We start from the raw sequence: 15,483 nt of genomic DNA on the forward strand, positions 1-15,483 counted from the left end.
GTGAAAAAGTATGATTCCTAAAAGGTTATAGTTGATCTTTTCCTTACTTTTTATTATAATGAAGCATAGATAAATAAAATACCGAAAGGATGTTCGTGTATTTATGGTGAAAGTAGTAGAACTTTTCGCGGGAGTAGGAGGTTTTAGATTAGGACTAGAAGCAAACGAAAACTTTGAAGTTCTTTGGGGGAACCAGTGGGAGCCCTCAACTAAAGCACAACACGCATTTAATTGTTATGCAACTCGCTTTGAAAATAAAGGAATACATGTAAATAGAGATATAGCAGAAGCTTGGTCGGAAATACCTGAGCATGATTTATTAGTAGGTGGATTCCCTTGCCAAGACTATTCTGTAGCACGTACTTTATCAAATGAAAAAGGAATACAAGGGAAAAAAGGTGTTCTTTTTTGGGAGATAATGAACATAGTTAATTCTCGCAAGCCAAGATTTGTTTTGTTAGAGAATGTAGATAGATTATTGAAGTCACCAGCAAAACAAAGAGGTCGTGACTTTTCTATTATGCTGGCGAGCTTTAGAGATGCAGGATATGTAGTGGAATGGAGAGTTATTAACGCTGCGGATTATGGATATTCACAAAGAAGACGGAGAGTATTTATATTTGCATATCTAGATGAGTCTGGTTTTGCTAATATTCAAAGTAAAGTGGAGCCATTAGAGGTGCTGTGTGAGAATGGGTTTTTTGCCCCGGTATTTAAAGTGCTTGAGGCACCTAAAGAAAACAAAAAAAGAGGTCAGTTTAGGTTGCCAAATGATATCGTGGAGGTTTCTGATACATTTAAAGCAGAATATTATAATTCTGGTGTGATGATAAAAGGACAAGTATATACTGAGGAAGTAGTGCCAGTAACTGAGAATCCCAAGACGTTAGGTGAGATAGTTAAGAAAGTATACGATAACTTTGGACCTGCGGATGAATCTTATTATTTGAAAATGGATAAAATTAATAAAAAGGGAAGAACGGAATTCGAGGAACTTAAGTACCTCAAAGGCCCTAAGAAAGAAGAAAGAGTATCGAAGGCGACAGGGCATAAATATTTCTACTCTGAGGGAGGAATGGCTTTCCCGGATGATTTAGATAAGCCTGGACGTACAATGTTAACTAGTGAAGGAACATGTAATAGAAGTTCTCATGTAATTGAAGATCCTTACACAAAAAGGTTAAGATATTTAACACCTGTTGAATGTGAACTATTAAATGGTTTTCCAATGAACTGGACAAATACAGGGATGCCACAAAGAAATAGGTATTTTTGTATGGGAAATGCTTTAGTGGTTGATTTAGTGAAACGAATGGGTGAAAGAATTGTGGAGATTATGACACAAGAAGAAGAGATGGAAAGTTCTGTACAGCTGAGCTTGGGACTCAAAGGATAATGTATAAAAGAATATAACTTATATTAAAGCAACCTACTTTCTATATATAGAAAGTAGGTTGCTTTAAATTTATTGGAAAGGGAGACAAAGGATTATCGAAGAGGCTATAAAAGGAAATACTTTAGAATTGGTGACATTTGATGATACGGAAGATATAAAAAATATTTAGTATTTAAGTTTTAAAGAAGCCTAATGGAAACAAAGTTAGGCTTCTTTTGGTTATTTGGAATTAAGGTGCTCAATAAAACTCATATTATGGATTTTATAGATGATGAGTCAAAAAGGAATTTGCTACTTTTATAAAATAGGATTAAATTTAAGAAATTATTGTCATTATGTTATAGCACCTTAATACCAACAATTCTTCTATAGATATTGTATAATATGGAATATATTCGAAACGTATTTTTAGATTAAGAGGTGTTACATCATTGGAGAAATATACATTTGATTTTCTACAAGAGGTATTCCCCGAGTTAGCGGAGATGGGGAGAGATATTGAAAATGTTTTTTATCAAGATCCCCAATCGGTTTTAATTAAGGGAAGAATATTTGCAGAGCTATTATCAAAACGCATTGCGGAAGAACATGAACTGCACGACGTACAATACTTAAAGCAAGTAGAGCGTATTCAAAAATTAGAAAGAGAAGATATCTTATCAAAGGAAATTTCACGTTCATTTGATACTGTTCGCTATTTAGGAAATAAAGCGGCACATGAACATATTGAAAGTGGGGTAGAGAGTGCTTTTAAAATGCATAAAAATCTATTCCAAATTGCAGTGTGGTTTATGGAGGTATACGGGAGTTATGAGTTTGTTGTCCCGAAATACAAACATCCACAGCCGAAGAGTAGTGTACATATTGTGGAGAAATTAGAAGAAAAGATATCTGCTAGTTTAGAAGAAAAGTTAAAAATGCTAATTGAGATTGCAAGTAAACAAAATACATCAAATCAAACTGAGGAATTAACAGAAATAAATAATGCTGAGATTGCGGTAGGATTAGAAATTGAAGATAAACAGTCTGTGGATAATGAAGAAGAAGCAGATAACAATTTTGTGTATGATGATTTTATTTTAGGAGAAGGAGAGAGTTATTTACTAGCAGAACTCTCGAAGCTGAAAGAATCATCTCAAGAGGCTATCGAAAATCCTAATGAATTTAGTTCGTTTAAGGATTATTTACATGTAGAAAGAACGATACAGAACGATATGATGTCTGCTCTAACAGCAGCAGCTGGGCAAAATACGAGTCAATTAATTTTCTTGTGTGGTAGCGTTGGAGATGGGAAATCACATTTATTATCGTATGTGAAAAATAAATATCCTGAATTGATGGAAGAGTTTTCGGTGCATAATGATGCTACGGAAAGTTTTGATCCACAAAAGAGTTCCCTTGATACATTAGCGGAAGTATTAAAGCCATATAGTGATAGTGAGATTGATGGTTCCAGATTCAAGCTAATTTTAGCTATTAACCTAGGAGTTCTGCATAACTTTATTGAATCAGATTATGCAAAAGAGCACTATCAAATTTTAACAAAATTCATTGAGGAATCAGGAATATTCGAGGCAAATGAAATTGCTACTAATCAACAAAGCGGTAATTTCCACTTGATTAGTTTTAGTGATTATCAACCTTTTGAATTAACCAGTGAAGGGCCAAAATCAGATTATTTTTCATCTATTTTAAAGCGAATTGTGGTTGAGTCAGAAAAAAATCCATTCTATCAAGCTTATTTGAAGGATAAGCAACGTGGTATAAATGGATTCTTTATGGTGAATTATGAGTTATTGCAACAACAACAAATACGAGATGGTGTTTTAAGTATATTAATTGAAGCAATAGTTAAGCATAAGATGATTATTTCGACACGTTCCATGCTTAATTTTATTTATGATATTTTAGTGCCTTCTCATGGGAATGAAGATTTTCTTGGGGCAGGTATGATGGAAAAAACCGAAGCCTTATTACCGAATTTATTATTTGATGGTCAAGAAAAATCAAATTTACTAGCAGTTATTTCTAAAATGGATCCTATTCATCTACGATCAAATAGTGTAGACCAAATGCTAATTGAGCTAAACAATTCAGTAAATATGAAGAATACTTTCCAAAAGCATTTGAATTTACGTGGACTTGATGGATGGATAGAAGGGCTAGAAGAGATGGGTTCTTTCTTTGAGCTAAGTGATTCATCTAGACAGGTATTCAATAAAACATTAATACGTATGTCATTATTTTTATCTCCGGTTTTAAATGAAATATTTGGGGATGAAAATTATAAAAAATATATGGAATATTTATATGCTTTTAATAAAGGAAATCGATCTGATTTAAAAGATATGTATAATTTAGCGAGAAAATCAATTTTCTTATGGAACGGAAGTCCGAAGTCAGATTATGTATTCATGGATTACTCAAATGATACTACTCAGGTTGCACAGTCTCTTAAAATTAAGCCGTTTGTAGGACATTTGAAAGGGGTAGAACCGGAGGTTTTAAATCGATTTAAATTAAATATATTACTTGCTTTTTCCAATGAAGATAAAGTAGCTCCTGTATATTTAGAAATTGATTATCCATTATATGAAATGATGGTCAAACTTTCAAAAGGTTATCGCCCGAATAAAAAGGATAAAGAAGATTGTATTCAGTTCGTTGAATTTGTGGATAAGATAATGAAATTAGGAAATAGAGAAAAAGAATTATTGTTTGTTCAATCTAATGAAAATGGAATGTTTAGACTAACATACGACGAAGATTTTGAAGAATTTACGTTTAGAAGGGATTAGAAAATGATTGTAAGAGAGAATTTAGAGGATTTGAAAAACTCACTGAGTATTAAACCAGAAAAGTTAGGATTAAAACATACAATAAATAAAAAAGCTCCTCTGTTACCTTTCTCTACCCGAGGAACAGAGCGGGCAAAATTCGCAAAAGGGTTTCAGGGAGTATTAGGAGAGTTTACGCGTCTAGTCAGCGGAAATAAGTTAAAAATGGAAGTTAATCTAGAAGAACTTATTGGAGAGATTAGTAAATCTGTTGATGTATCAAAGCAAGATAAGTCGCAATTTGAACAAATACTACGTACCTTTCTGCAGGATAGTGACAATACAATTAAAATTTTTCATTTGCATTTGTTTCAATATTTACCATTAAGTGATAAGGCTGATAAAAAAGGAGAACAAGATATTGCTAGATTCCTTTTAGACGTCTTATTAGGTGAAAAAGAAACAGTAGAAGAGATTTTTGGGAAAAGCGATTCAACAGATTTAATGTCACGTCTTGTGTTAAAACAATTAAATCATTTGGAGAGCGACGAAAAAGAACGCCGTCCTTATATTAATCAAATTCCATTTATCTCAAAGCTATTCAAAGAAGATTTTCAATTTTTAGCAGAACATAAAGATTATTTTAGAACTCATTATCATTTGTTTCTTAGTTATTATTACTTTTTATATATTACTCAATTGACTTTAAAGCTTTCACAAGTTGGGAAAGCGAACTTTAGTGAGAACAACGAAGTTTATTTTACACTTGACTGGGAGTCTACGAGTAAGAATAGAAAAGGTTATACTCATGGTTATCAAATGATTAAAGATACAGGTAGACATTTACTACTACATATTAATTGCTTAGAACATTTAAATTTCCTAATGGGAGTAGAAAAAGCGGGTGGCTATCCTGAGTTAAAGGAAACATATCAGCAATTATCCGATGAGGATAAAAAAGTATTTTTAGAGATGCTTTGTGATTGGGTTATGGAATATAGAAGACATTTAGGTCTTGGGGCTTATGAAGGAAATTTAGAAATAGAATATGATACGCTTGTACAATCCTTATTCCGTAGTATAGAAGAAGCCTATGAAAAAGATACGATGCAAGGCCCTCGACATAGATACTCTTTATCAATAGAAGAGGTTGGGAAAAAATATTTCTTAAAAACTCGAGGTTCACTTGGTTATATGCTTAATCTTAGTCAAGATATGTTATTGCTACTAACAGCATTGAGTTTAAAAAAGGAAAGAAAACCTTTGAAGCAAGTATTTATAGATTTAGAGACTAGAGGTTTATTCTTCGATCGTTACTCAAAAGAAGAAATTGTACAGTTATTTGATAAGCTGAATTTAATAGACAAAAAAAGTGATAGCGGTGATGCACAGTATGTTAAACCAATTTTATAATTATCTTTCAGATAAACTAACAAATTATTTACAAGCGGAAAATCTTAGAGGTGGAGAGCGATTTTACCTTCAATTTGATAATCATGAACAAGTACAAGCATTTTATGACACATTAAAAGAACAAGATTTATCGCAGGCGTTTTATTATCAGCATAAGCAGGGAACTCCATATGAAACGATTGCTATTAAGGTTTCAGAGGAGATGAAAGTAGTTGTTGCGACTACATCGGCAAATGTTACTCCGGACTTTTTAGTAACACTTCGTAATGAAGTCGGTGAACAAAAGGATGTTTGGGAGAAAACAGCTTTACTTAGTATATGCCATGAGACACTGGACAGTATTAAGGGTGGTAGCAGTGATTTGCAAAAAGAAGGTATGCCATTTAATGTAAAATCGATTTTGAAAACATTAAAAGAAGAAATTGAAACTTCTTCTTTAAATAAAGAAGAGAAGGAAGTACTTTCATTTTATTTACGTAAAAAATTAGATGATACAATTGTGAGACCATCTCTTTGGGATTATGAAGAAATTCTTGGGTTTTTATCAAAACAAGAGATTGCGAGAGAAGATTATTCTAATCTAGGTATTTTCTATGATGAAAATTTAAATCAATTTACTTCAGCTCAAATGAAAAAAAGGCTAGAAGAAAATGCTTCATTCTTTGAGAAAGTTCAACAGATGCACGAGTATGAACATTTAGAGAGTCAATTAGAAAAATTATTTGATGAGAAAGGTGTTTCTCGCCTGAAGAAAGATGATTGGCAGCAAGCGGATTATGTTCTTGTTAAAGATTCTTACGACAAAATGACTGAGATAGATCGCCCATTAGAATATATCGAATCACCAAAGAAATATTCAAAAGAAGGTATGCTATATTGGGAGAAAGCACAAGCCGAGACAAAGGCTGGGAGACGTAAACGCCATATTATCGTTTTTAATCCTACACAGATAGAAGATATCAACTTGAACTTTGAATTTGAAGAAAAGTTGAAGAAGGAATACATTCATAAAAATTCACAAGGTTTCTGTGGGATATCTGGGAAAAAACTAACTGTTAGTTTAGCGCATAAGCAAAATGTGACTTCATTCCATAAAGTTGTATATACGCATAAAATGCAATCTAAGTCGAAATATGAGTTTCATATTGCTGTTGTAGAGTGTGAAGCCGCGTTTTTACAATCGCTTCAAACGATTTATGAAGTGAATGTAAATAAGAAAAACGTAGTTATGAATAAAGCTGAAGAACGTATTATTTTTGGAGATATTTCTAATGAGCCAGAAGAAGTATTTATTGAGGAAGATGCACAGATTATAAATTGGCAAGGTGGAAGTTTTGAAGTCTCTGAATCTTCCCCTGCATGGAATGACGATAGCTTATCATTTTCTGTTCAAATTGAAACATCTTTAATTCCTATTCTTATTAGAGAGCAAGTTGCAAAGACTGTTCCAGTATCAGGAGAAAGGGTATGGAAATTAAAAAGGGAACATCAAGAAAGCTTTGAATATAACCTTGATACAAATAAATTAAAACAAGGTGCAAGGGAATTTTCAGCACGAGAAGGATTTCGAAATTATTTACAAGACGAGAGAGTATGGATTGAAAATGAAATCGCTTTTGCAGTTAGAGGGGTATCAGGCCTAAATAAGGTTGAATTATTAGTGAACCCATCATTGAGAGATGCGTATCAACAATTATTAAATTACTATAAGTTTAATAATACGGTTCCTAGTCTTTGTTTTGTGGATGATGAATTAAGAGACCTATCTATAAGATATTTGAAGACTTTTAACGAAAGCATTGCTCATATACAAGACAATGTAATGTTAAAAGAAGAAGAAAAGAATCTGTTTAAATTGGGAGTTATTGAAGAAGAACAAAGGGTCATACTAACACCGTTGCATCCGCTTAATGTTGCCTATCAATTAAGTATTAATGATGAAATTAAAAACGAAGTAGTTGAGATGCATATTTTAAATCGTCTGCACCCTAACAATCTATTGCCATATATATATGGACAGAATGATGAATTGTATAGACCAGTTTCTCAAAATGAAGCGCCTGAATGGACTGTTTATGAAACACTTCATAAGGTTGCGATTGGAGAATCTAATGCATTTTTAGCTAATGTAGTTGAAGAAAAGCTTCAACAATTTGTGGAACATTTCCAATACTTATTTTTACAAGAATCTAAATCTCCGATACGAATCAATGTGATTAATATAAATAATGATAAAGAAGTTGTAAGAGGTTTAGTACAGTTTATTAAGAAGCAGATAGATAAAAAAGGGCCGTCCAAAATTATACCAGTAGAGGTTGCTTTATATCATGAGAGTAATATACTAAGCGCCTTTGAAAAATTTTCTATATATGATGATGTTCAAAAATTCGAGGAGTTCTTTGAGTTATCGTTAGCATCAAAGAATCTCGATGCTGTAGACGTATTAAGGTTAATTCGAGAAAATGTTTTCTATTATAAACTTATTGGTACGAAAGAATATGGTTACGCTCATATTTCATTCTATAAAATGATTTCAAATGAGAAGCATGCGAAAAGTACAATGGAAGATATTGAAACAGGATTATCTTTAAATGGAATGTTATCATCTCTATCATCTATTAGTACAGAAGTAGATTATCGTACAGGATTTGGATTGAAAAATGTATTGAATAATGAACATTTGTTAATTCAAACTGCTAGAGGAATGAATGAATTAGGAAGTAATTTAAATAACGATGGTACAAACCCTTATCGTAAGAACGAAACAATTGTTACGAGAACATCTACCTATGATGAACAAGTTTTAGAACATTTATATGAATCTTCTTATTGGGTAACATTTATTGAACCTAATGTAGGTTTAGATTTCTTCCAAGATTCATCACGTAATTTATTAGTTATTCATTATAGTGATCAATATTCTTCATCAAGCCAGTATGATGCAATTACAGTAACGGATAAAGCAAGACAATACCGAGCGGTTATTGAACAGTATTTAGCGGAAAAAGAAATTGTATCGACACCTGAAAAAATTAATACAGCTATTAGAGCTTTCAATAGTTTAAATGGTGAGTGGTTACTACGAATTATAGGAAGTAAGGGACAATTCTCAAGAGAAAAGTTAAGTATTATTTCTGCTGTGAAGTATATATTAAGTGCTTTAGATCATGAGAATATTTTATGGGTTCCTATCTCATTAGAAGAAATATTGCGTGTTGCTGGAGCGGTGAAATTAACGAAAAGTGAAGGTGTATTTTCTGCGAAAAATCTAGGCGGAAAAGGTGCACATAGTGACGATTTACTGTTAATCGGAGTAGAAATGCAAGATGATAAATTATCAGTGCATTATTATCCAGTGGAAGTGAAAATCGGCTTAAATCAAGAAAGTGCTATTGCAAAAGCAAAAGAGCAAATTAATGCTACTAAGCAACTATTTGATACGCAACTTTCTAAAACAAGTGAAGATGGTTTTCATGTATTTAAACATAAGTTTTTCCGAAACTTCTTTGTACAGTTATTGCTAGCAAATGCGGAGAAATTTATTGCAAACAACATTTGGCCAGAAAAATCTTATGAGAAAATTGAAGAACTAAAGAAAAGATTATTAAATGATGATTACGAAATGAGTGGACATTTGGATGATAAAATCGGAAAAGGAGCAATTTTATCATTCAAAAAGGAACAATCATGGAGATCCATCAAAATAGAAGAAGATATTTTATTAGTGGAATTAACCGAAGAGGATGGATATGAAGGAGTAATCGAAGAAATTGAAGCACTCAAAATGAAAATCCATTCGGGTGGAACTGATATTAATCCAGATAGATTATTGAATCAGAATCATGATTCTAATCAAGTGTTAAAAAAAACTAGCAATAAAGTCGTTCCAACTGTACCTCATTCTGAAGAAGAAAAGGAAGAAAAAGGAACGGGAGGAACAAAAGAATTAAAAGACATCCGCGTTTTGTTAGGAACAGTAGAGGGGTCGACTCAAGAAATATATTGGGAATTCGGAAATCCAGAGCTAGCAAATAGACATATTTTAATTTCGGGTAAATCAGGACAAGGTAAGAGTTACTTCATTCAATGTTTACTACTTGAGCTGGCGCAAAATGGAATTTCTAGTATGATATTTGACTATACAGATGGATTCAAGAATTCTAAGTTAGAACCGGAATTCAAAGAGAGACTCCAAGATAATATTGAACAATTCCTAGTAGCAAAAGATAAATTCCCAGTAAATCCATTTAAGCGAAATCAAAAAGAATTGGATGAAGGAATTTATATCGATGAAGATAATACAGATGTTGCTGAAAGAATTAAAAGTGTATTTTCAGCTGTATATAAAGATTTAGGCATTCAGCAACAAAACGCTATATATGAGGCGGTAATGCGCGGTTTAGATAAATATGGCGAAGGTATGAATTTAAATTATTTATTAGCAGAATTAGAAGAGGATACTTCTGGGCCGGCTAAAACAGCAAGATCACAAATTAAGCCGTTTATTGATAAGAATCCATTTAATCATAATGCTGTATATGATTGGGGAGACATACTGAACCAAAAAGGTAAAGTGTTTATTGTACAATTAACGGGCTTTAATAGAGATGTACAGCTCATGATTACAGAGTTTATCTTATGGGATATTTGGAACTATCAATTACACCATGGCGACAAAAATAAACCATTCCCAGTTATATTAGATGAAGCGCAAAATCTTGATCATAGAGAAAAATCACCTAGTGCCAAAGTTTTAACTGAAGGAAGAAAATTTGGTTGGTCAGGTTGGTATGCAACACAATCATTAAAAGGGCAATTTACAATGGATGAAATTTCACGACTACAGAATTCAAGTCAAAAAGTGTATTTCATGCCACCAGAAAATGAAATAAGTGCTATTGCATCGAACCTTGCTCAAGATTCAGCTGTGCGAAAAGAGTGGGAAAAACGACTTGCAACATTGAAGAAAGGTCAATGTATCACTTCGGGACCAATGTTACAGAAAGATGATACGTTGAAGTCGGGGAGTCCTGTAATTATTAATATTAGTGCGTTGCAGGATAGATTGAAGTAATAATTTAATAGTGATATGAAAGTTTTAGAAAACCACCTTGAACTGAAGTGAACCCAGAAAACGAGACACATATCAAAACACCTAATAAACCACCTGTTCCCTAAATTCTTTAGGGAACAGGTGGTTTAATTTTTCTTGAATTCGCACACAATTTTAGTAATGAATGTATTCTAGCACAATCTTTCGCACAGTTGTGTTGGATACTTTTGTTATCTCTTCTGGGGTAATGAACGCTTCCACCTTTAGAGAATAATTCTTTTACGATCTCGGTTCCCTCAACAATGTTTCTTGCTAATCTATCTAGTTTAGTGATAACTAATGTATCACCTTCTTGTAATCGTGGTCTATTTAACCTAGATCCAGTAAACTTCTCGGAATAAATTTTATCACAGTCTTCAGTTTCTAATGTTGTTAATTGTACTTCTAATCAAAAAAATATTTTTCTATTATTTCTCATTTGTAGTGATATGACAAAAAATGTTATGTTTTTCAAAAAATATATTTACATATATTGTGAGGTGGTGTAATATGAGGTTATAACATTTGAGGTTAACAACCTCACGGATTCAACCTCGTGTGTGAGGTGTCAAAATGAACATATCTAAAATTTACATCAAGGTATTTATTATGAAAATTCGCATCAAGTAAATTAACAACAAGAATCTAAATCTATTTAATGGAAGACCTTTTTAAAAATTTCAATGTAATAGGGGGAATAGTATTGGAAGGGCTAAATCCACTGGTTTCTTTTTTGGGGAAATTTAATATCGATCAAGAAAAGTTAATGATAGATATTTTCCCAATACTACAAGATCGGATAATTGAGGAAATTAAACCAACAGAAGAGCAATTATTAAATTGGAAAAATACTGAGGATGGTCGAAAAAAGTTTGAACAATACATTTTAACAAAATTCACAGTAATTCCAACACAATCAATTGTTAGAGTTTTGTGGAATAATTTTACTGGTAAAAAGGTGAAAATTAGAGATCGTAAGATAGTTGATAAGTACCTGCAAATGCATATGCACTGTAAAAGGTGTGAACATTGTGGAACAACTAAGGGGCGATTTCATGTAGATCATATAGTACCTTTAAACCAAGGTGGTTTAGATGAAATCTCTAATCTGCAGTTTTTATGTCAGAGTTGTAACTTGCGAAAATCTAGTAGCTTCGACTCGTTTAAGGTAATCATTTAATAGGGAGGAATGAATGTGGACAAGTCTTTCTTATTCAAAAACTAAAATACAATTTTTGAATATTATTGAGGAGATTTATTCAATGAGTATGTATTTCCGATGTTAAGACTCCTATTTAATGTATGATGTATCTTATGCATTACATAACAGGTTATCTAGGGACAATTATTATTAAGATGAATTAAAAATATGCCGAGAGAAACATAGGTTAAGAATAGATAGACTGGCCAACGAAGATTTCAATAAGTTTTGGCTTCCTAAAAACATAAAATTATTTATTGGTATTAAGACTGATATATTTGAGGAGGAAAAAGAATGTCAAAATCATATTCAGTAAAAAAAATGGAATTACTTATGATTATGGATGGTCTAATGCAAAGAGTTGGACCAGAATTAGTTATAAAAATGGTGAAACTTGAACAACAAAATTCATATATGATGTTTTCTAGTAAAATATCAATTGATGCAACATATTGTTTACTAAGAAAAATACCTAGAGATTATGATAATCCTGAGGGAATTCAACGTGCTTTAAAAGAATCAAAGGTTAACAATATAATTAAAATAGCATTAGAAGACCCTCAACGCTATTCATCACCAAATGCGGTTGTTTTGGCTTTATTCAATTCAAGTGATTTTGTTTCTTTTGAATTTCACCCTAATGATAGCGATATTGCTTATTATAAAGTTGATTTAGAGGCTTTAAGAGAGAAAATTGAAAAATCAGAAGTAGATAGTGAAGGATATTTAAAAGATGAAAGTGATATTTTCCCAGGGATATTGATCGATGGGCATCATCGAACAACAGGTTTATTTGAAGCTAGTAAATTATCATTTGAGTGTCCAACGACTGTTTATATTGATATACCATATAAAGATACAGCAAAAGTGTTTTCGGATATTAATATATATCAAGAAAAACCAAGTGCAGTTCATTCTATGGCTATGAAAGCTATAGCGGGTACCTTAAGTAATACAGAAGAAATGGCTCATAGTATTATTACCTTATTAAATGGTGAGAATTGGTCAATCCTATATCAACGAGTTAAGGACACTGATGGTAAACGTCCAAAAAATTTACCGAAACCTTATGTTACGAACAGCACGTTTATTAAATTAATTGAATCATACGTTTTAGATTATTTACCACAGACTTTCTCTATCCCTCAAAAAGCAAGAATTTTAAATGACTATTTTAAAGCTTGGGCTGAAGTATATCCTGAGGCTTGGGCTGATGAAAAAACTCATGTATTGGTAAAGTCTATGGGATTTCAAATCATGCTGCGCTTATTTAGAGAAATATTTACTCGTACTTCTCTATCACAGACACCTACGACACACGAATTTAAGGAGTTTCTTATTCAAAATTTAAATCCAAATGAATTGATAAGTGTCCATGGGAAGGATTTGCCTTTAAATTGGAATAGCCCTGATTATGGTGGGTTTTCAAGTGGGAAAGGTATTAATGATATAACAACGGCGTTAACGCGACATATCGCAACTATGAATTTTGCTTTACAAGGCAATTAAAACGAAAAATAATTTATGATGAGAGTAATTTGGATGGAGTGGTAACTAACTTGGAAATTTATAAAAGAAAAGTTTGATTGGTGCTTCATGGATGTGATAGGGAAGTTGAAAAAGTATCAGGAAGAAGAGAAGGATCCGAGTCATCATGAAGTTCAAGCTACTTTGAAGGAATTTTTCAATGTAATAGAAGAGGTAACGAACTATCTTGATATACCTCAAAGTGATATAGAGGATATAATCGAAAAATCAAACCTCCCACTATCCGAATTCCCAACCATCTTCACAACCGAAGAAGAAAACTATATAAAAGAAGCATTGCAGCAGTTTAACACCTAGTTAAACTGCTTTTCCATTATAATAGAAGAAAAACCAAACGGAGGGAAACCCCCCATGCCAACCTATAACAAACTAATCCGAAACAAAATCCCACAAATCATAAAAGCTAACGGAAAAACACCAACAACAAGAATCCTAAACGAAGATGAATACATAGAGGAACTCTGCAGGAAAACACAAGAAGAACTAACCGAATACCTAGAAGCAACAACAAAAGAACATAAACTCGAAGAACTATCCGACCTACTAGAACTAATCAACGCCCTAGCCGAACACGAAGGCACAACACTAGAAGAAATCAACAACATCCGTAAAAAGAAAGCAGAAGAAAGAGGCGGCTTCTCAGATCGAGTTTTTTTAATTGAAGTAACCGATAAATAGCCTCCTACTAAATAATAAATTAATAAGAAAAAACAAGACAAAAACAACTACAAGTAGTAGTAGCTAAAAATCGATATTTCTGTTTGGTGAGAATATCAGTTTTTCTTAATATAGATGCTAGAAAAGAAGATGAGATACGATACCATCTTCATACATAATTTGAAAGAAGGACAGCAACGCTTAAATAAGTGTTGCTGTTTTATTAACTGATAAAATTTAAATAATATATCAATTTTTTTCAAAAAAACATAATTTCAGTATCGAGTAGAAATTTAGGACTTTTTATTGATATTAACTAATATAGTATGTTCTTGATACTTTTTAAGAGAAGTGGAAAATGTTTTTGGGGGAGGAGTGGGTGAAATAAGCGATAATCCAAGTTTATTAGAAATTATTTTTATTTTTTTTTGTAAATCTTTCTTTTGTACGGGAGTAAGGTGATTAACAAAGTTATGACAGCAACTATCTATTACTTTATCTAATAGACGGAGAACTTTATCAAATATATATTGATGTACTAAGAGAGTGTATTTTTGTTTTAATGATCTTGTAAAAACAATATCTTTAAGTCTTTCGTTATTTAAACTATCATCGCCGATCATATCGTTAATACAGTCTCTTTGAAAATCTTTTGAGGATTTATTAAATTCATCTAACTTGGTAAATGTTTTTATACTTTCTACATTGTTAGCATTTATTTTGCGTTTAATATAAATATCAGCTACGTATTCTTTATTGTCGGGGTGTATATTAGTTAAATGGTGAATCTCAGTTAATCCATGTCTTCCAGCTCCAGATTGTTCCGCCCTAATTTTCCAGTGAGTGTTAACATCTTTTCCATTAATGTATTTTTTTACAGTCTTTTTTTGTATGTTACATTGCTTAGCGATATCCTCTTCTGTAAAACCATTATCAAGTAAAAAACTAATCATTCGTTCTACCTCATAACCTGTTTTTTTCTTGGATTTTAATTCAACACGAAGACGTTTTAGAACCCTTGAGTCTTTTGAGGTGAGTTTTTCCACTTTGCATGTTACAAATGGAATGTTTAAATGTTTTAAAGCCCAAAAACGACGATAGCCCTCAACTAATATAAAACAATTCGAATTTTTTTCTTCTACAATAAGTGGTTCTATTAATCCATTTTGTTTAATGCTTGTAGCAAGACTAAAATCCTCTAAATTCTTCCGGAATTCCTCTTCTAGTTTAATATGTTTTAAGGGGATGCTTTTAAATTTCAATATAAACCACCTACTTGTTTTAGGGTTTATTAATGAATATTCAATAAGTAATTTGTACGATTACTTAACTTATAAATTTAATGTTACAGGTATTACAAAGAGAGCAAATGGTTTTAATATACTAAAAAGAAGACAGA

At 32.1% G+C, this 15,483-nt stretch carries 8 protein-coding genes and 3 pseudogenes; 8 read left to right on the plus strand and 3 right to left on the minus strand.

Features of this window, described 5'->3' with window-relative positions:
- The first annotated feature begins 103 nt into the window (after nt 1-103).
- The 4 genes from dcm to dptH all read left to right on the plus strand — a co-directional run bounded on the left by dcm (nt 104) and on the right by dptH (nt 10,660).
- A complete protein-coding gene (gene dcm, locus ACVWY7_RS04440) occupies nt 104-1,396 on the plus strand; it encodes a DNA (cytosine-5-)-methyltransferase (RefSeq protein ID WP_212114662.1) in 1,293 nt (430 codons plus the stop codon).
- 431 nt (nt 1,397-1,827) lie between these two features.
- Complete coding sequence (gene dptF, locus ACVWY7_RS04445) at nt 1,828-4,194, plus strand: DNA phosphorothioation-dependent restriction protein DptF (RefSeq protein WP_212114664.1); 2,367 nt, start codon at nt 1,828-1,830, stop codon at nt 4,192-4,194.
- A gap of 3 nt (nt 4,195-4,197) precedes the next feature.
- A complete protein-coding gene (gene dptG, locus ACVWY7_RS04450) occupies nt 4,198-5,586 on the plus strand; it encodes a DNA phosphorothioation-dependent restriction protein DptG (RefSeq protein WP_212114666.1) in 1,389 nt (462 codons plus the stop codon).
- Nucleotides 5,567-10,660 (plus strand): DNA phosphorothioation-dependent restriction protein DptH, encoded by a 5,094-nt coding sequence (dptH, locus tag ACVWY7_RS04455; protein ID WP_212114668.1) that lies wholly within the window; start codon nt 5,567-5,569, stop codon nt 10,658-10,660. The genes dptG and dptH overlap by 20 nt, the downstream gene beginning before the upstream one ends.
- A gap of 81 nt (nt 10,661-10,741) precedes the next feature.
- On the opposite strand, the pseudogene ACVWY7_RS04460 reads toward dptH, so the two are convergent.
- Nucleotides 10,742-10,906, minus strand: a pseudogene (locus ACVWY7_RS04460) (IS3 family transposase); the annotation flags it as partial.
- A pseudogene (locus ACVWY7_RS04465) lies at nt 10,887-11,087 on the minus strand (recombinase family protein); the annotation flags it as partial. The pseudogenes ACVWY7_RS04465 and ACVWY7_RS04460, both read right to left, overlap by 20 nt.
- Nucleotides 11,088-11,381: 294 nt before the next feature.
- Here ACVWY7_RS04465 and ACVWY7_RS04470 point away from each other — a divergent pair.
- From ACVWY7_RS04470 to ACVWY7_RS04485, 4 genes and pseudogenes are all read left to right on the plus strand, one after another.
- The gene (locus tag ACVWY7_RS04470) at nt 11,382-11,858 is read left to right on the plus strand and encodes an HNH endonuclease (protein ID WP_103574502.1); all 477 of its coding nucleotides are present in this window, start codon (nt 11,382-11,384) and stop codon (nt 11,856-11,858) included.
- A gap of 315 nt (nt 11,859-12,173) precedes the next feature.
- Nucleotides 12,174-13,388 carry a DGQHR domain-containing protein gene (locus ACVWY7_RS04475; protein WP_098639298.1) on the plus strand — a complete coding sequence of 405 codons (1,215 nt, stop codon included), beginning with the start codon at nt 12,174-12,176 and terminating at the stop codon, nt 13,386-13,388.
- Between the two features lie 54 nt (nt 13,389-13,442).
- Nucleotides 13,443-13,724: pseudogene (locus ACVWY7_RS04480) on the plus strand (MerR family transcriptional regulator); the annotation flags it as partial.
- A 54-nt stretch (nt 13,725-13,778) separates the two neighbouring features.
- The gene (locus ACVWY7_RS04485) at nt 13,779-14,105 is read left to right on the plus strand and encodes a nucleoside triphosphate pyrophosphohydrolase (RefSeq protein ID WP_212114676.1); all 327 of its coding nucleotides are present in this window, start codon (nt 13,779-13,781) and stop codon (nt 14,103-14,105) included.
- A 272-nt stretch (nt 14,106-14,377) separates the two neighbouring features.
- On the opposite strand, the gene ACVWY7_RS04490 is transcribed toward ACVWY7_RS04485, so the two are convergent.
- On the minus strand, nt 14,378-15,346 hold the full coding sequence (locus ACVWY7_RS04490; RefSeq protein ID WP_212114678.1) for a ParB/RepB/Spo0J family partition protein: 969 nt from the start codon (nt 15,344-15,346) through the stop codon (nt 14,378-14,380).
- Nucleotides 15,347-15,483 lie beyond the last annotated feature (137 nt).

It is taken from the genome of Bacillus sp. TE9106W, from assembly GCF_054062215.1.

Coding starts and splice junctions, on each gene's coding strand:
- dcm (WP_212114662.1), top strand. CDS start 104: ATGGTGAAAGTAGTAGAACTTTTCGCGGGAGTAGGAGGTTTTAGATTA.
- dptG (WP_212114666.1), top strand. CDS start 4,198: ATGATTGTAAGAGAGAATTTAGAGGATTTGAAAAACTCACTGAGTATT.
- dptH (WP_212114668.1), top strand. CDS start 5,567: ATGTTAAACCAATTTTATAATTATCTTTCAGATAAACTAACAAATTAT.
- ACVWY7_RS04475 (WP_098639298.1), top strand. CDS start 12,174: ATGTCAAAATCATATTCAGTAAAAAAAATGGAATTACTTATGATTATG.
- ACVWY7_RS04485 (WP_212114676.1), top strand. CDS start 13,779: ATGCCAACCTATAACAAACTAATCCGAAACAAAATCCCACAAATCATA.